Origin of the sequence: Streptomyces violascens (assembly GCF_014649955.1) — a bacterium.
In the GTDB taxonomy this organism is placed as follows: Bacteria; Actinomycetota; Actinomycetes; order Streptomycetales; family Streptomycetaceae; genus Streptomyces; species Streptomyces violascens.
On sequence record NZ_BMUA01000008.1, the window covers coordinates 26235 to 42305 of the forward strand.

The 16071-nt window shown below is 70.8% G+C and carries 16 protein-coding genes and 2 pseudogenes; 12 read left to right on the plus strand and 6 right to left on the minus strand.

The window, feature by feature from the left end:
• Positions 1-7: 7 nt before the first annotated feature.
• Positions 8-1252, plus strand: coding sequence for a formyl-CoA transferase (gene frc, locus IE206_RS17935; RefSeq protein ID WP_189963169.1), 1245 nt, complete (start codon positions 8-10; stop codon positions 1250-1252).
• A 341-nt stretch (positions 1253-1593) separates the two neighbouring features.
• Here frc and IE206_RS17940 read toward each other — a convergent pair whose 3' ends face one another.
• Complete coding sequence (locus IE206_RS17940; protein ID WP_189963170.1) at positions 1594-2274, minus strand: GntR family transcriptional regulator; 681 nt, start codon at positions 2272-2274, stop codon at positions 1594-1596.
• Positions 2275-2561: 287 nt separating this feature from the next.
• Entirely contained in the window at positions 2562-3017 is a 456-nt protein-coding gene (locus IE206_RS17945) for a hemerythrin domain-containing protein (protein WP_189963171.1), read from the minus strand.
• 230 nt (positions 3018-3247) lie between these two features.
• On the opposite strand from IE206_RS17945, the gene IE206_RS17950 reads away from it, so the two are divergent.
• Together IE206_RS17950 and IE206_RS17955 are read left to right on the plus strand one after the other, a co-directional pair.
• Positions 3248-3598 (plus strand): hypothetical protein, encoded by a 351-nt coding sequence (locus tag IE206_RS17950; protein WP_189963172.1) that lies wholly within the window; start codon positions 3248-3250, stop codon positions 3596-3598.
• A gap of 63 nt (positions 3599-3661) precedes the next feature.
• The gene (locus tag IE206_RS17955; RefSeq protein ID WP_189963173.1) at positions 3662-4582 is read left to right on the plus strand and encodes a DUF6891 domain-containing protein; all 921 of its coding nucleotides are present in this window, start codon (positions 3662-3664) and stop codon (positions 4580-4582) included.
• A 75-nt stretch (positions 4583-4657) separates the two neighbouring features.
• Here the strand turns inward: IE206_RS17955 and IE206_RS17960 are convergent, their stop codons facing one another.
• Entirely contained in the window at positions 4658-5596 is a 939-nt protein-coding gene (locus IE206_RS17960; protein ID WP_189963596.1) for a beta-ketoacyl-ACP synthase III, read from the minus strand.
• A 319-nt stretch (positions 5597-5915) separates the two neighbouring features.
• Between IE206_RS17960 and IE206_RS17965 the strand changes: the two are divergent.
• The 7 genes and pseudogenes from IE206_RS17965 to IE206_RS17995 form a co-directional block, all read left to right on the plus strand.
• Positions 5916-6500, plus strand: a pseudogene (locus tag IE206_RS17965) (ketopantoate reductase family protein); the annotation flags it as partial.
• 1 nt (position 6501) lies between these two features.
• A pseudogene (locus IE206_RS17970) lies at positions 6502-6867 on the plus strand (4Fe-4S binding protein); the annotation flags it as partial.
• 56 nt (positions 6868-6923) lie between these two features.
• Positions 6924-7763: a formate dehydrogenase accessory sulfurtransferase FdhD gene (gene fdhD, locus IE206_RS17975; RefSeq protein WP_189963174.1), complete on the plus strand. Its 840-nt coding sequence runs from the start codon at positions 6924-6926 to the stop codon at positions 7761-7763.
• Between the two features lie 197 nt (positions 7764-7960).
• Positions 7961-8797 (plus strand): polysaccharide deacetylase family protein, encoded by an 837-nt coding sequence (locus IE206_RS17980; RefSeq protein ID WP_226599702.1) that lies wholly within the window; start codon positions 7961-7963, stop codon positions 8795-8797.
• 135 nt (positions 8798-8932) lie between these two features.
• Positions 8933-10552 (plus strand): purple acid phosphatase family protein, encoded by a 1620-nt coding sequence (locus IE206_RS17985; protein WP_189963176.1) that lies wholly within the window; start codon positions 8933-8935, stop codon positions 10550-10552.
• A 460-nt stretch (positions 10553-11012) separates the two neighbouring features.
• A complete protein-coding gene (locus tag IE206_RS17990) occupies positions 11013-12701 on the plus strand; it encodes a globin domain-containing protein (RefSeq protein WP_189963177.1) in 1689 nt (562 codons plus the stop codon).
• Positions 12702-12780: 79 nt separating this feature from the next.
• Positions 12781-13389, plus strand: coding sequence for a pyridoxamine 5'-phosphate oxidase family protein (locus IE206_RS17995; protein WP_189963178.1), 609 nt, complete (start codon positions 12781-12783; stop codon positions 13387-13389).
• Between the two features lie 57 nt (positions 13390-13446).
• Here IE206_RS17995 and IE206_RS18000 read toward each other — a convergent pair whose 3' ends face one another.
• The 3 genes from IE206_RS18000 to IE206_RS18010 form a co-directional block, all read right to left on the minus strand.
• Positions 13447-13851, minus strand: a complete 405-nt coding sequence (locus tag IE206_RS18000; protein ID WP_189963598.1) for a thioredoxin domain-containing protein — start codon at positions 13849-13851, stop codon at positions 13447-13449.
• Between the two features lie 4 nt (positions 13852-13855).
• The gene (locus IE206_RS18005) at positions 13856-14026 is read right to left on the minus strand and encodes a cysteine hydrolase family protein (RefSeq protein ID WP_189963179.1); all 171 of its coding nucleotides are present in this window, start codon (positions 14024-14026) and stop codon (positions 13856-13858) included.
• 136 nt (positions 14027-14162) lie between these two features.
• Positions 14163-14570: a MarR family winged helix-turn-helix transcriptional regulator gene (locus IE206_RS18010; protein WP_226600004.1), complete on the minus strand. Its 408-nt coding sequence runs from the start codon at positions 14568-14570 to the stop codon at positions 14163-14165.
• Between the two features lie 250 nt (positions 14571-14820).
• Here IE206_RS18010 and IE206_RS18015 point away from each other — a divergent pair, with 250 nt between their 5' ends.
• Positions 14821-15753 carry a quinone oxidoreductase family protein gene (locus tag IE206_RS18015; protein ID WP_189963180.1) on the plus strand — a complete coding sequence of 311 codons (933 nt, stop codon included), beginning with the start codon at positions 14821-14823 and terminating at the stop codon, positions 15751-15753.
• A gap of 89 nt (positions 15754-15842) precedes the next feature.
• Positions 15843-16064: a hypothetical protein gene (locus IE206_RS18020; RefSeq protein WP_189963181.1), complete on the plus strand. Its 222-nt coding sequence runs from the start codon at positions 15843-15845 to the stop codon at positions 16062-16064.
• Positions 16065-16071 lie beyond the last annotated feature (7 nt).

The following is a 16071-nucleotide window of genomic DNA, read 5'->3' on the forward strand; positions in this document are numbered from 1 at the left end:
CCCTGCCATGACAACGGCCCCTGCCACCAAGGCACTTGAGGGCGTGCGCGTCCTCGACATGACCCACGTCCAGTCCGGCCCCTCCGCCACCCAGCTGCTCGGCTGGCTCGGCGCGGACGTCGTCAAGCTGGAGGCACCCACCGGCGACATCACCCGCAAGCAGCTGCGCGATCTGCCCGACGTCGACTCCCTCTACTTCACGATGCTCAACTGCAACAAGCGGAGCATCACCCTCAACACCAAGACGCCGCGCGGCAAGGAGATCCTGACCGAGCTCATCCGCCGCTCCGATGTGATGGTCGAGAACTTCGGCCCCGGCGCGGTCGACCGCATGGGCTTCTCCTGGGAGCGGATCCAGGAGATAAACCCCCGGATCGTGTACGCCTCGATCAAGGGCTTCGGGGAAGGCCCGTACACCGACTTCAAGGCGTACGAGGTCGTCGCGCAGGCCATGGGCGGATCGATGGCCACCACCGGCTTCGAGGACGGGCCGCCGCTCGCGACCGTCGCGCAGATCGGTGACTCCGGAACCGGCATCCACGCGGTGGCCGGCATCCTGGCCGCGCTCTACCAGCGCGAGTCCACCGGGCGCGGCCAGCGCGTCCAGGTCGCCATGCAGCACGCGGTCCTCAACCTGTGCCGCGTCAAGCTGCGCGATCAGCAAAGGCTGGCGCACGGCCCGTTGCCGGAGTACCCCAATGACGACTTCGGCACGGAAGTTCCCCGTTCCGGCAACGCGTCCGGCGGCGGGCAGCCCGGCTGGGCCGTGAAGTGCGCGCCCGGCGGGCCCAACGACTACGTGTACGTGATCGTGCAGCCGGTCGGGTGGCAGCCGGTCACCGAGCTCATCGGCCGTCCCGAGCTCGCCACCGACCCCGAGTGGGCGACACCCGAGGCGCGCCTGCCCAAGCTGGGCAAGATGTTCCAGCTGATCGAGGAGTGGTCGTCGACTCTCTCCAAATGGGAGGCACTTGAGCGGCTGAACGCGCACAACATCCCGTGCGGACCGATCCTCTCCACCAGGGAAATCATCGAGGACGCGTCGCTGGCCGCCAACGAGATGGTCGTGGAGGTCGAGCACCCCGAGCGCGGCCGGTTCACCACCGTCGGCTCGCCGCTCAAGCTCTCCGACTCCCCTGTCGACATGGTCAACTCGCCGCTGCTCGGCGAGCACAACGAAGAGGTGTACGTCGGCGAACTGGGCCTCGGCGACGAGGAACTGCGGTTGCTCAAGACGAACGGAGTGATCTGAGCGATGGTGGGTGTCGAGGCACAGGGCCGCGAGGCGGTGCGGGCGCTGCTCGCCGCCGTACGGGCCGAGGGGCGCGACGCGCTCACTGCCCCGAGGGCAGGACGATCGCGGACGCGTACGGGATCGCCGTGCCGGGCGAGGTCCAGGTGCAGCAACTCCTTCCGCCGGGGCAGGAGGTGATCGTCGGGGGCCGCCAAGGCGCGCCGCGTGAGCCACCGCCTCGGGACATCACGGCCAACCCACAGCCCATCAGCCGGGAGGTGGTGTAGGCCCACATATCCGCGCGGCCGCCCCCGGAGCAGAGACAGTCCGGGGCGGCCGGCGCTGGTGGGCCGGGCGGGTCAGGCCCGCTCGGCGCGCTCGTGGTACGTCGTGCGCGTGTGCTCGGTGTGGGCGCGCATGACCTCCGTCGCCCGCTGCTCGTCGCGCGCCGAGATCGCCGCGATCAGATCCCGGTGCTCGATCCAGGACTGCTTGCCGCGCCGGCGGGCGACCGGCGAGTAGTACCAGCGCACCCGCCGGTCGACCTGGCCCGCGAGCTCGGCGAGCACCAGGTTCCCGGCGAGCTCCATGACCTTGGCGTGGAACGCGGCGTTGGTGGCCACGGCCAGGTCCACGTCGTCGTCCTCGACGGCCTGCTCACCCTTGGCGCACAGCTTCTCCAGGGCGGCCATCCCGGCCGAGCCGGAGTTGGCCGCGGCGAGCCGGGCCGCCTCGGCCTCCAGGAGCGTACGCACCGAGAGCAGCTGGTCGGCCTCCTCCTCGGTGGGCTCGTGGACGAACGCGCCCTGCGCGGGCCGCAGGTCGACCCAGCCCTCGGTGTTGAGCCGCTGGAGCGCCTCGCGCACGGGCTGCCGGGACACCCCGAGGTGCCCCGCGAGCTCGCTCTCGACCAGGTGCTGGCCGGGGCGCAGGGCCCGGGTGGTGATCAGCTCCAGGAGGGCCTCGTACACGCGCTCGCGCAGCGGCCCGGGCCGCTCCAGTTTGGGCACGGTTCCCTGCGGCAGTCCTGTGGACAACATCGGTTCCCCCTCCTGCACCACGGGCGGTCGGGCCGGTCATGGAAATTGGCTATCGTCTACAGTCTACCGAGCGCAATCCCTCCGTACGTTCCTCGTCCGAATTCGGTTGCACAGGTACGGGGAATTGGCCTGGATCCACCGCGAGGGCGGTCGCGGAGCCCACTTTTCCGCCGCTCTCGGCACGGCACCTCTCTTTGCGTCTCGGGTACTGGTCCCGCCGGCACGGTGGAGGGCTCCCGTCACCCCTCTCCGTCCGGTGGGCTGCCGAGGCCACGAGCCGGAGGCGGTCACTCTTCCGGATGGGACTCTCGCCAGGCGGCCATCGAGCGGTTCCACTCGTCGCCCGACAAGGCCGTCAGGGACGCCGGGAACAGGCCGTCCTCCTCACGGCTGATGTGCTGGTGAAGTTCCTGGACCATGACGTCGAACTCGTCCCGCCCCCCGGGCGTCTCCAGGTCCAGCGCGGGCAGTCTGGCGCTGTGATCCCGGTGCTCGTCCACCAGGACCGTGATGTAGTCCGCGTATTCGGGGTCCTCGCGCATCACGGCGAACAAGCCGTTCTCCTCGCCGCGCCAGTGGGAGTCCAGCTCCCGCACCATGAAGGCGATCAGCTCCCGGGCTCGCGCCGTGTCGCCCGCGGCGAGCGCCCGCTGAGCGTCCCCGGCCGCATCGGTGACGCGTTCGTGCTCGGCGATGAATTCCTTGATGAGCGGGATCTCGCGGCATCCGCAGTAGTGACACATGGGGTCATTTGTACGTCGATGGTGCCGGACACTCCCTGAGACAGCGCCGTCACCGCGGCCGGACCCATCGCGTCCACCCGATCAGCGCGACCCTCCTCAGGAGGGCGCCGGCGATGCCCCCCCCGGCGCTGGGCCCTGAAGGAGGTATGCAGCCCGGCAGTCGGGCAGTTGACGTGTTGGCCTTCTCCGCCGGGCGGAACTCGGACGGTCCGCTGATCGTCCTACAGCACATGCCTTCCACACTTGTTCTCGGTATCGACCCGCACACGGTCCCCGGCATGGACGGCGATGCCCTGCGCGCGGTTCTCGACAAGGAGCTGGCCCGCTTCGGCGAGCACGGCATCGACGCGTCGATGGCCCTGATAGCGCTGGACGATACGGCCGAGTCCACGGTGATCGGCGCGCTCACCGCGCATGCGTGGGACGTCGTCGTCATCGGGGGCGGGATCCGCAAGCCCGAGACGCTGCTCGTCTTCTTCGAGCTGGTCGTGAACCTGGTCCGCCGTCACGCCCCGGCGGCCGCGATCGCGTTCAACACCAGCGGGGGCGACAGCGTGGAGGCTGCCAGGCGCTGGCTCTGAACTCCCGGCCGCCCGACGCTTCGGCGGGAGGCACTGTCAGTGCCGCGTGCGACAGTGAACGGCATGCTTGCGATCACAGTGGAGACGGAGAACGGGCAGCGGCACACCAGGGCCACTGCCGGTCAACTGGCCGGGCTGGTGCGCCGGATCGGGGGTGAGGGCGACCGGTTCCTGGTGGTCCAGCGGATACCCGATCTGCCCGATGTGTTCGTCCAGGTGTGGCACGACGCGGGCGGCGCATACACGCTGGAGTACCGCGAAGGCGGGCCCGACCGGCACTTCGGGACGACACTGGAGGGGCCGGCCCCGGTGATCGCCGCCATGACCGGATGGGCCCGCGCGAGCGAGGACTGGAACGCCGGGCTCGACTGGGAGCGCCTGGATCTCGAACTCCCGGCGCCCGTCCCCCCGTTGGAGCTCGACGACGAGGATCGCGGGCTGCTCGAGGCACGGGTCCGTGAGGTGATCGTGGGCGGCTGTGCGACACGCGAAGAGCTGGCGGAGCTGGCCGAGGACTATCTCGTGACGGCCGGCTCCCGGCCCGTATCTCCCGAGCAGGCACGGGAGTTGACCGACCGGATGTGGCTGGAGCGTGTGGCGGAACAGGCCGCCTGGACAGAGGAGGAGACGGACCCGGAGCGGATCTCCCGGGCCTTCGCCGTTCTGGAGGCGGCCGGCCTCACGGCCCGGGAGCACTTCACCTGTTGCCGCTCCTGCGGCCAGTCGGAGATAGGCGGCGCGGGCGCGCCGGGCGCCCGCGGCTTCGTCTACTTCCACTCCCAGTCCACCGAGGCGGCAGCGGCCGGGCACGGACTGACGCTGCACTACGGCGGGTTCGACGGTTCACCGGACACCACCACGTCCGTGGGCCGGGAGGTCGTGGCAGCGCTGGAGCGGTGCGGCCTGTCGGTGGAGTGGGACGGCGACCCCGGTCAGGCCATCACCGTCACACCGCTGGACTGGCGCAAACGCCTCGTCGGCTGAGCCGAGTCGGCGAGGCCGGCCCTCGCGTCCCGGGCTCACCCTGGCGACCCGGCCCGCCCTCGCGCCCCGAGCCCGTCACGGGCAGCGTACGACCTGCCCCGCATACGAGAGGTTTCCGCCGAAGCCGAAGAGCAGGACGGGGTCGCCGGTGCTGATCTCGCCGCGTTCGACCAGCTTGGACAGGGCCATCGGGATGCTCGCCGCCGACGTGTTCCCGGATTCGACGACATCGCGGGCGATGACGGCGTTCACGGCGCCGATCTTGCGTGCGACGGGTTCGATGATGCGCAGATTGGCCTGGTGCAGCACCACCGCGGCCAGGTCCTCGGGGGTGAGTCCGGCGCGCTCGCACACCTCCCGGGCGATCGGCGGCAGCTGGGTGGTGGCCCAGCGGTAGACGGACTGACCCTCCTGCGCGAACACCGGCGGGGTGCCCTCGATACGTACGGCGTTCCCCATCTCGGGCACCGAACCCCACAACACCGGGCCGATCAGCGCCTCTTCGCTCGCCTCGACGACCGCGGCGCCGGCTCCGTCGCCGACCAGGACACAGGTGCTGCGGTCGGTCCAGTCGGTCACCGCCGTCATCTTGTCCGCGCCGATGACCAGCGCGCGCCTGGCGGTGCCGGTGCGCACCAGGCTGTCGGCGGTGGCGAGCGCGTGCGTGAACCCGGCGCAGACCACATTGAGGTCCATCACCGCGGGCGAGCCCATGCCGAGCCGGGCAGCGACCCGGGCAGCGGTGTTCGGCGAGCGGTCGACGGCCGTGGAGGTGGCGACCAGGACCAGGTCGATGTCGGCCGGGCCGAGCCCGGCACCCGCCAGCGCCTTCGCTCCGGCGTGCGCGGCCAGCTCGTCCACGGGCTCGTCCGGGCCCGCGACGTGGCGGGTGCGGATGCCGACCCGGCTGCTGATCCATTCGTCACTGGTGTCGACCAGCTCGGCGAGGTCGTCATTGGTGAGCACCTTGGCGGGCTGGTAGTGCCCGACGGCGACAACGCGCGAGCCTCGCATGCCGGTCATGACGGATCTCCTCGGTACGAGCATGGACGGTTGATCGGTACGGACAGGGACTGCTGACATCCGGAGCCATCCAGTCTTCGTGGCTACTGATGGGTACAGGGGCGCGAGACCCAACAGGATTCACTGCCGCACCTTTGGAGCCTTGTGTCAGCGTTTCGCCCGGGAGGAGCGGAACCGGAGTACGTCAGGCGTCTTGACCCCTCCGAAAGGCATACTGTAGACAATATTCTGTCGACGAATCCGGCTCCGAGTACCCGAGTTACCCGGCCTCCCTCCACCGACCCGGTCCCTCCACCGAACGGAGAGCCCCGTGAAAGTCGCAGTAGTCGGCACCGGAGCCATCGGCGCATATGTCGGGGCCGCGCTCCACCGCGCGGGCGCCGAGGTCCACCTCATCGCCCGCGGACCGCACCTGGCGGCCATGCGCCGCGACGGGGTGCGCGTCCTCAGCCCGCGCGGCGACTTCACCGCCCGCCCCGCCGCCACCGACGACCCGGGCGAGGTCGGCCCGGTGGCCTACGTACTGCTCGGCCTGAAAGCCAACTCCTATGCGGCGGCAGGTCCGTTGGTACACCCCCTGCTGCACGGGAGCACCGCCGTCGTCGCCGCCCAGAACGGCATCCCCTGGTGGTACTTCCACGGGCTGCCCGGTCCACACACCGGGCGCCGGATCGAGAGCGTCGACCCGGGCGGCGCGGTCAGCGCGACCCTGCCGCCCGCCCGCGCCATCGGCTGCGTGGTGTACGCGGCCACCGAGATCGAATCCCCGGGCGTCGTTCGGCACTTGGAGGGCACCCGGTTCTCCGTCGGCGAGCCCGACCTCACGATCTCACGGCGCTGTCTCGACTTCAGCGAGGCCATGCAGGCCGGCGGCCTCAAGTGCCCCGTCGAGCCTGTGGCAGAACACGTCCGCCATCGCGGTGGCCGGGCGGGGTTTCGGCGCCCGGATCTCGGCCGAGCACGACGCCCCGCTCACCGACTCGGCGTGCGTGTACTGCGGAAACTGCATCGAGGTCTGCCCGACGGGAGCGCTCTCCTTCAAGTCCGGGTTCGACATGCGCGCGGCGGGCACCTGGGACGAGGCGGCACAGACGGAGACGACCACCGTGTGCGCGTACTGCGGCGTCGGCTGCAACCTCACCCTCCATGTGCAGGACAATGAGATCGTCAAGGTCACCTCGCCGCACGACAACCCGGTGACCCACGGCAACCCGTGCATCAAGGGACGCTTCGGCTTCCAGCACGTACAGACACGAGACTGACCAGACAGGCAGACCGGACCGACGAGTCCGACGAGAGCGATCGAGGGACTGAGGACATGGGACGGGTCACCGAACGCCGCCGCGTCATTCGCATCCGGGACGGAGCGGTCTCGGCCCGCCCGGACACCCTGGTCGCCGAGGAGCCCCTGGAGATCCGGCTGAACGGCAGACCCCTCGCGATCACCATGCGCACGCCGGGCGACGACTTCGCGCTCGCGGCCGGGTTCCTGGTCAGCGAGGGCGTGCTCGGCGCCGCGTCCGAACTCCAGTCGATCGTGTACTGCGCGGGCGCCACGGCGGACGGGTACAACACGTACAACGTGGTCGACGTGAAGCTGGCGCCGGGCGTCGCGGTGCCGGACATCACCCTCGAACGCAACGTGTACACGACGTCGTCGTGCGGCCTGTGCGGCAAGGCCAGCCTGGACGCCGTCCGCACGCAGGCCCGCTTCCCGATCGCCGACACTCCCCCGGTCCGGTTGGAGCCCGAACTGCTCGCGAGCCTCCCCGACCGGCTGCGCGCGTCGCAGCGGGTGTTCGACCGGACCGGGGGTCTGCACGCGGCGGCGCTGTTCTCGCCGGAGGGCGAACTGCTCGACATACGTGAGGACGTGGGCCGCCACAACGCGGTCGACAAGCTGGTGGGCCGCGCTCTCCAGGACGACCGGCTTCCGCTGTCGCGCTGCATCCTGCTGGTGTCGGGCCGGGCCTCCTTCGAGCTCGCCCAGAAGGCGGTCATGGCGGGCATCCCGGTCCTCGCGGCCGTCTCGGCGCCGTCCTCGCTCGCCGTCGACCTGGCCGCCGAGTCCGGGCTCACCCTGGTGGGCTTCCTGCGCGGCAGCTCCATGAACGTGTACGCGGGGGACGAGCGCATAGCCCTGCGCTCGGGCGTCTGACCCGCCGCGACCGAGCGGCCCGGCCGGCGAGGAGCGCCCCCTGCGCCGGCCGGGCCTTCTGCCGCCCGCACCGATCCACGGCAGGGCCCGCCACGGCCCGTCGGACACGCCGCTTAGGCTGATCACGTGCGGCGAGCAGCGCTGCCTCGATCGGAGAAAGCGGCGCGATGAACGTGAGTCGGCGTACGGTGCTTGCGGTGGCGACGGGTGGACTCCTCACCGGCTGCTCAGGACCGGCGAAGCCCGCCCCGGCCACCCCCACTGCCACTGACTCGCCGTCCTCGTCGGCAACGCGTTCACCCGCCCCCTCCGCACCACCGGCCGGGCCGACCAGGGCCGAGATCGTCGCCCGCTACGGCACACACACGCCCACCAGCTGGGGGCTGACCGTGCCGGGAGCGCTCTCCCGGCTGCCGGCCGGCGGGAAGACGGTCGCGCTGACCTTCGACGCGTGCGGCGGCAAGGGCGGCAACGCGTACGACGAGGCGCTCATCGCGTTCCTGCGCCGGCGCTCGGTCCCCGCGACCCTGTTCATCAACTCCCGCTGGATCGACGAGAACCCGTCGGTCTTCAAGGAGCTCGCCGCCGACCCGCTCTTCGAGATGGCGAACCACGGCACCCGCCACCTCCCGCTCTCCGTCTCCGGGCGGTCCGCCTACCGGATACCCGGCACACGGAACGCGGGCGAGGTCTTCGACGAGGTCTCGGGCAACCGCGCCAAGCTCACCGGCCTGCTCGGCCACCCGCCGCGCTTCTTCCGCTCCGGCACGGCCTACTGCGACGACGTGGCCGCCAGGATCGTCACCGACCTCGGCGAGCGCTTCGCGAGTTTCGACGTCAACAGCGACGGCGGGGCGACCTTCACGCCCGCACAGGTGCACCAGGCCATGCAGGACGTACGCCCGGGCTCGGTCGTCATAGGCCACATGAACCATCCCCACGGCGGTACCGCCCGCGGGATGAGCGGCGCCGTGCCTCAACTCCTGGACCAGGGCTACGAGTTCGTGCGCCTTTCGGACGCCGTCAAGGCCTGAACGCGCTCGGAGCACCTATCTGCCGGGTTCCCGGAGCGACTGGTCGCGACCCTCCCCGAGCACCACGCGCTCACTCGGGGGAACGACGGCCTTAGGGTGCGGTTGGTCAACTTCCTTCCAGCCAAAGGGCGTTACATGCCGATCGCACGCAGATCAGTGCTGACGGGTTCGACCGCGGCCGCGGCCGCCACCGCCCTCGGCGCCGCAGGGCGCGCCGAGGCCGCCGACCCGTCGCAGCCCGCACCGCTCCCCTTGCTCCAGCGCACGCCGGGCCGTATCGGCGCGCCCGGCGTGGCGGGGCTGCACCTCCAGTTCGGCGCCGACCCCGCCACCGAGATGACCGTCTCCTGGATCAGCCCCCAGTCCGTGCACCGCCCGCAGGTGCGCCTCGGCTCCCCGGACGGCGGAACCGGCCGGGTGGTCGACGCCGAGACCCGCACCTACCGCGACGGGCTCTCCCGCGAAGAGGTGTACGTCCATCACGCCCGCCTCACCCGGCTTCGGCCGTACACCACCTATCTGTACTCGGCCGGGCACGACGGCGCCGCGCCGGAGACCGGCTCGTTCACGACGGCGCCACGCGGGCGCACCGCGTTCACCTTCACCAGCTTCGGCGACCAGGGCGCGCCCAATCTGCGCCGGGCCGTCAACTGGCCGACGGGCGGCGCCCCTTCGCCCTCGGGACGCTTCCCGCTCTACACCAGTAGCCAGGCCGGCACCGCGGCCTCCGCCGACATCGTGGCCGCGGTGGAACGGGTCGAGCCGCTGTTCAACCTGGTCAACGGCGACCTGTGCTACGCCTCCGCGGCCGGCGTCGTCGGCCAGAACCGCGTCGCGACGTGGGCGGACTGGTTCATCGGCAACAGCCGCTCGACGCGGCTGCGTCCGTGGATGCCCTGCGTCGGCAACGGGGAGAACGAGCAGGGCAACGGCCCCCTGGGCGTGACCGGCTACCAGACCTACTTCACGCTGCCCGGGTCGACGGCCTCCGCCGACCCGGAGACCCGGGGCCTGTGGTACGGCTTCACGGTCGGCGGAGTCCGGTTCATCAGCCTGGCCAACGACGACGTGGCGATCCAGGACACCGGCGACACGTATGTGCGGGGCTACTCGGACGGAGCCCAACACCGTTGGCTGGAAAGGGAGTTGAGGACGGCGCGCGCGGACGGCGGCATCGACTGGATCGTCGTCTTCATGCACCACCCGATGATCTCCAGCAGCCGCAGCGGAAGCGGCAGCGACCTCGGGATCAGACAGGCGTGGGGCCCGCTCTTCGACACGTACGGGGTCGACCTGGTGCTCAGCGGCCACGAGCACTACTACGAGCGCTCGCTGCCGGTCCGCGGCACCCTGCCGAACGAGGCCCGCACCCCGGTCCCGGTCTCCACGCGCACCGATGTCGCGGACACCGGCAAGGGCACCGTCCACATGATCATCGGGAACGGCGGCAACTTCGCGACCACCCAGGACGCCCTGTTCGAGGAGCCCAAGGGGCGCGTCGTCGTCGATCTCGGCAAGGAGACCGAGGGCCGCCATCGCAAGGCGGTCTTCGTCACCGAGGACGCCCCCTGGCGCGCCGTCCAGGACCGTGTCCACACCCACGGCTTCGCCGCCTTCGACGTCGACCCGGGCGACACCCGCACCGGCCGGACCCGTATCCGGGTCACGTACTACACCTTCGACGGCCCCTACGGAGACCTGACCCCCGTGGACACCTTCACCCTGGAACGGCCCCGCGGGGACGTACGGCACTGACGTACGAGGGCTCGGCCGACGAGGCGGACTCCGGCAGTGCGGGAAGTCACCCAAACGAGTGGGCGAATCGCCCCAGGTCCCAGCGATTTGCCCACGCGCCGATTTTTCATTTCCCACCCGCCATGGGACCGAATATGGGACATGTGCGACCCGGTTCGATTTCGGCAGGCCTGCCTGGAGTGTCCAAAGACCAGGGGTTGCGGTTTCAACCGCTGCCGGTATGGTCTAGTCCGACTCGGAGGAATGACCAACTCCGCAGTCCGGAAGGAAAGGTGGAACGGAAAGAACCGGGTGCCGACCACCAGCGAACGCAACGTTTGTCCACATGGGGGGATGCCGCTGACACCGCTGACACAGCGAGGCCTGTTCCAGAATTCAAAGGCAGCTCAAGGCAATCCAGAATTCCTTCCGCATCACGGAATGCGAAGACGACCGAAAGACGTGCGAGGCGAGGCAGATCATGGACGCTCCCACGACGACGGGCGACAACTGCTCTTCCGGCGGCAGCAATGGCGAGCGGGGTTGGTTCACTCCGCCGAACAAATCCTCTGCCGGTCCCAGCAGTCCCAGCAGGTTGCGGCAGGATGAACGCGAAGGTGGTGCGGGAAGTTCCGTTCATGTCGATACCGAGAACGGCCTGCCCCGCAGGACACCGAATCCCATTCGCCCGGTCGGCAACGCGGAAGAGCGAATACGCAGACCGGCGCCGCCCGAGCCACCTGCCGCGCCGACTCCCCTCTCCCGCCCCGAGGACGACCCGGGGTACGACGGGGACCGCGACCGCGCACAGGACGCGGACAACGCCGGTGAAGCCGGGCGGTCGCACGACGAGGCCGACCCCGTGGACGCGAGCCCGGACCTCGCTTCCGGCACCTGGCCCGCGGCAGCGGTTCACCCCACGCCGGTTCACCGCACACCGTCACCCGACACGACGGGCGCACCGGACCCCGACCCCCGTGGCGGCACGCAAGCCGGCCCCGAAGGCGGCGCCGACGCCGTGCCGAAGGCCGCCTCCCCCACCGCGGTCCTCATCCGGCGCACCATGGCGGAGATCGAGCCCGTGGCCGACAAGGTCACGTCCTACTTCTACGCGCTGCTCTTCGTCCGGCACCCCGATCTGCGCGCCCTGTTCCCCGTCGCGATGGACACCCAGCGCGACCGCCTCTTCAAGGCCCTGCTGACGGCCGCCGAGCACGTGGACGACGCCGACACCCTCGGCGACTACCTGTCCCACCTCGGCCGCGGCCACCGCAAGTACGGCACCCGGCCCGAGCACTACCCGGCTGTCGGTGAGTGCCTCCTCGGCGCGCTGGCCCGGTACGCGCCCGACACCTGGAACCCGGACACCGAGGCGGCCTGGATCCAGGCCTACACCGCCATCTCGCAGATCATGATCGACGCGGCAGCCGTGGACGAGGCCGCCTCCCCCGCCTGGTGGCACGCCGAGGTCGTCTCCCACGAGCTGCGGACCCCCGACATCGCGGTCGTGACCGTACGCCCCGACCAGCCCTACCCCTTCCTCGCCGGTCAGTACACGAGCCTGGAAACTCCCTGGTGGCCGCGCGTGTGGCGGCACTATTCGTTCGCGTCCGCACCCCGCTCCGACGGCCTGCTCTCCTTCCACGTCAAGGCAGTTCCGGCCGGCTGGGTGTCCAGGGCCCTCGTGCACCGCGCCCGCCCCGGCGACGTGATCCGCCTCGGTCCCCCAGCCGGTTCCATGACCGTGGACCACACCACGGACAACGGCCTGCTGTGCCTGGGCGGTGGCACCGGCATCGCCCCGATCAGGGCGCTGGTCGAGGACGTCGCCGAACACGGCCGCCGTCGCCTGGTGGACGTCTTCTACGGCGCGCGCAGCGGCAGCGACCTGTACGACATCGACCCGCTGCTGACCCTGGCACGCAAGCACCCGTGGCTGTCCGTGCGCCCGGTCGTCGCGACCGGCCCCACGGGCGGCCGGGCGAACAGCATCAGCGGTCAACTGCCGGACGCCGTACGGCAGTACGGGCCATGGCGGGCGTACGACGCGTATCTGTCGGGACCGGCGGCCATGGTGCGCAGCGGGGTGGACGCGCTGGTGGGAGCCGGCGTGCCGTCGAACCGCATACGGCACGACTTCATCGAAGAGCTGGTCATGGCGGGAGACTGAGGACTTGGCACCAGAGATCGAGCACGGCAGGGCCGCGGAGCATACAGGGGTACGGCCGGGGAGCGACGGCGAGCACCTGATGCAGCGTCACCTGGGTACCACCGAGCGGGCCGACCGCTTCTACGACGAGCAGGTCCTCGACCGGCTCAACCCGCACATGCGGGAGTTCGTGGCACGCCAGGAGATGTTTTTCCTGGCCAGCGCCGACCGCCGGGGCGAGTGCGACTCCACCTTCCGGGCCGGCCCGCCCGGGTTCGTCCGGGTCCTGGACGAACGCACCCTGATGTACCCGGAATACCGGGGCAACGGCGTCATGGCCTCGATGGGGAACATCGCGGAGAACCCCCAGGTGGGCATCCTGATGGTCGACTTCACCCGGGACCGCATCGGCCTGCACGTCAACGGCCGGGCCCGCCTCCTCCTGGACGAGGAGGTCCGCGCCCACCACCCCGAAATCCCCCCGGACCCGGCTCCCGGCCGCCGCGCCCGCCTCTGGGTGGAGGTAACCGTCCAGGAGGCCTACATCCACTGCGCCAAGCACATCCCGCACCTGCAGAAGGTCCCTCCGCAGCAACGCGCGGCCCGCGACTGGGGCACCGACGACTACCGCCGCAAGGGCGGAGACTTCTTCGGCGCGGCGGAACAGGCGGCCACGTCCGGCCGTGCCCGGCATGCCGACACCCCTTAGGTGTACTGACTCGGGCTCATGGGCGGCCGTCGGGGAGGAGCGTGGTTCGGCCACGCCTCAGCGGGCGCGCTTCCGTGTCTCGGAGGGGGGCGGGATCACCTGGAGGGCGAGCGTGGCCGGGGGTTCGGCGACGCCCGGGCCGCCTTGTTCCGCCCAGGCGAGGATGTCGTCGGTGGCGTCGTCGTCGAGGATCCAGCCGAGCCAGGTGGCGCGGGCGCCGCGCTGGCGGGCCCGGGACGAGGGCTGGACCACCATCACGTTGGCTTGGCCGCAGGGGCCCAGGCAGTCGGTGGTGCGCACCGCGATGCGGCCGTCCGAGGCGGCGGCCGCCGCCCGGAGCCGGGCGAGCTGACCGGCGTGGTCGGTGCCGGGGTTCTTGGCGGCGTCGCCGCAGCAGCAGCCCCGGCACACGACGAGGGTGCAGGGGCGTGAACCGGCTGCGGATATCGAGAACTTGGGCATGCGATCAGCCACCCACCGCACGGAAGGCGTCCGCCAACTCCCTTGCCACGTACGCTACTTGACGGCCGGAGCGCGGGGCGGGCGGCAGCGCCGCGATGCGGCTCATCGGATCGACGAGGACGAGCGCCGTGCGCGCGGGGTCGAGAGTGGCGGGCTCGCCTTCGAATGCGGTCATGTCGGCACCGTACCGGCCCTGATGATCTGGACCGTACGCCGGGGAGCTCTTCGGGCCACGAGCGGGCCACGAGTGGGCCCGGAAGCAGGTCGGGCGCGGGTCGAAAGCGGGCCACGACGGGTCGGAAACGGGTTCGTTATGCCTCGTGCAGGCGCGCCAGGAGGGCCATGAGGCGCCGGGCTTCAGCCGGGGCGAGCGGTGCGAGCAGCTGGGCGTTGGCCGTTTCGGCCGCGGCCGCGCAGCGTTCGACGAGGTCCCGGCCGGCCGGGGTGACGGTGACCGCGTTCTTGCGACGGTCCCTGGGGTCGGGCTCGCGGACGGTGAGGCCGTCGGCCTGGAGGTCATTGAGGATGCCGACCAGGTCCTTGGGGTCGATGGCCAGCCTGCGGCCGAGGTCGGCCTGCGCGATCGGGCCGAGTTCGGCCACCGCGGCCAGCACCGCGTGATGCATCATCTTCACGCCCTGCTCCGCCAGCGCCTCGGCGACCAGCCCCCGGCCGCGCGCCGCGACCCGGCCGATCAGCCAGCTCGGCAGCGACTGGATGCGCTGGAGCGGGGGGAGGTCCGGCTCGGGCCCGTCGGCAGAGGGCGCGGAAGGTGCCGCCTCAAGCCCCCCGTCATCGGCAGAGACGCCACTTGCCGGTACCGGATCGAGAGCACTCCCAGCCCTCCGAGTCCCACGAGTCATGCGAGCCATGTGCACAGCCTATCCCGAAAAAACATGGGACTTCCCAACGATTTGATTTACGTCTACCGTTGGAACTCCCAACGAATTGCCTACCCCGGAGGGTGCCATGCGTCGCGTCCGATACGAAGTCAACGGCGGCCCCGACGTCCTGTTCGTCGAGGACGTCGCAGCGCCCGAACCCGGGCCTGGCGAACTGCTGGTGGACGTCGAGGCGATCGGGGTGACCCTGCCGTGCGTCCGCAAGGTCCGCGAGGGCAGCGAACCGATTCCGCTGGGTGGCGAGATCGCCGGCACGGTGGCCGCGCTCGGCGAGGGCGCCACCGGGTTCGCCGTCGGCGACCGGGTGACCGGGCTCTGCTTCTCCTACGGCTATGCCGAACAGGCCGTCCTCCACCCGGCGATGACCTCGCGCATCCCCGCCCATGCCACCGCCGTGGACGCCATCGCCCTGGTCCGCAGCGGCCTGGTGGCACGCGGCGCCTACGAGTCGGCGCGCCCCGAGCCCGGCGAGTCGGTCCTGGTCACGGCCGCCGCGAGCGCAATCGGCACGATGGCTCTGCAGCTCGCGAAGGCGGGCGGGGCGAAACGGGTCGTGGCCGCCGTCAGTTCCGCCGAAAAGGCCGATTTCGCAAGGGAGTCGGGCGCCGATGAGGTCGTCCTGTACGGGGACGCGTCCTGGGGCGAGCCGGTCGACCTGGTGATCGACGCGGTCGGCGGCGAGCTGCTCACCCCGGCGGTGAGAGCGCTGTCACCGGGTGGGCGCCTCGTCGCCTTCAGTTCGGGCGGCGGCACCATCGAGGCGTACGACCTGCTCGTGGGCGGGAAGTCGGTCATCGGCTTCCAGATGGCCGTCATCGCCCGTAACAAGCCCGCGCTGTACGCCCGTTGGCTCGGCGAGCTGTGGGAGCTGCATTCTGCGGGGAAGCTGCGAACCCGCGTCGCGGCCGAGCTGCCGCTCGCCGACGCGGCCCGGGCCCACGAGCTGATCGAGTCCCGCCGCAACCTCGGGAAGGTGGTGCTGGTCACGGGGCGGGCTTGACGCCCAATGGAGCGATCTGTTTCTTGTCGAGGCGGCTTAACGACCCGTGCCATCTATGCACTTCCTGAATAACCGACACGAAGCGCGCCGTGAACAGCCCGCTCCCCTACTACGAATCCACAGCCCGGGCCCTGACCCGCGAGCACACCGACGACCTGCCCACGACCATCGACACCGTCCGCGGTCTGCTGGCGGCGAGAGAGGGGAACGGGTCGGCAGGACGGCGTCCGTGGCCCCGGAAGACGAAGTCGATCCCACGCGAGTGCGCCGCGGCCGAAATCCCCGACGATGAGGGCTACCTCGTATCGTGACTCGGAG

Bases quoted from the DNA above. Each gene is read 5' to 3' on its own strand.
- frc (WP_189963169.1), top strand. From the start codon at position 8: ATGACAACGGCCCCTGCCACCAAGGCACTTGAGGGCGTGCGCGTCCTC.
- IE206_RS17940 (WP_189963170.1), bottom strand. From the start codon at position 2,274: ATGTTGTCCACAGGACTGCCGCAGGGAACCGTGCCCAAACTGGAGCGG.
- IE206_RS17945 (WP_189963171.1), bottom strand. From the start codon at position 3,017: ATGTGTCACTACTGCGGATGCCGCGAGATCCCGCTCATCAAGGAATTC.
- IE206_RS17950 (WP_189963172.1), top strand. From the start codon at position 3,248: ATGCCTTCCACACTTGTTCTCGGTATCGACCCGCACACGGTCCCCGGC.
- IE206_RS17955 (WP_189963173.1), top strand. From the start codon at position 3,662: ATGCTTGCGATCACAGTGGAGACGGAGAACGGGCAGCGGCACACCAGG.
- IE206_RS17960 (WP_189963596.1), bottom strand. From the start codon at position 5,596: ATGCGAGGCTCGCGCGTTGTCGCCGTCGGGCACTACCAGCCCGCCAAG.
- fdhD (WP_189963174.1), top strand. From the start codon at position 6,924: ATGGGACGGGTCACCGAACGCCGCCGCGTCATTCGCATCCGGGACGGA.
- IE206_RS17985 (WP_189963176.1), top strand. From the start codon at position 8,933: ATGCCGATCGCACGCAGATCAGTGCTGACGGGTTCGACCGCGGCCGCG.
- IE206_RS17990 (WP_189963177.1), top strand. From the start codon at position 11,013: ATGGACGCTCCCACGACGACGGGCGACAACTGCTCTTCCGGCGGCAGC.
- IE206_RS17995 (WP_189963178.1), top strand. From the start codon at position 12,781: ATGCAGCGTCACCTGGGTACCACCGAGCGGGCCGACCGCTTCTACGAC.
- IE206_RS18000 (WP_189963598.1), bottom strand. From the start codon at position 13,851: ATGCCCAAGTTCTCGATATCCGCAGCCGGTTCACGCCCCTGCACCCTC.
- IE206_RS18005 (WP_189963179.1), bottom strand. From the start codon at position 14,026: ATGACCGCATTCGAAGGCGAGCCCGCCACTCTCGACCCCGCGCGCACG.
- IE206_RS18015 (WP_189963180.1), top strand. From the start codon at position 14,821: ATGCGTCGCGTCCGATACGAAGTCAACGGCGGCCCCGACGTCCTGTTC.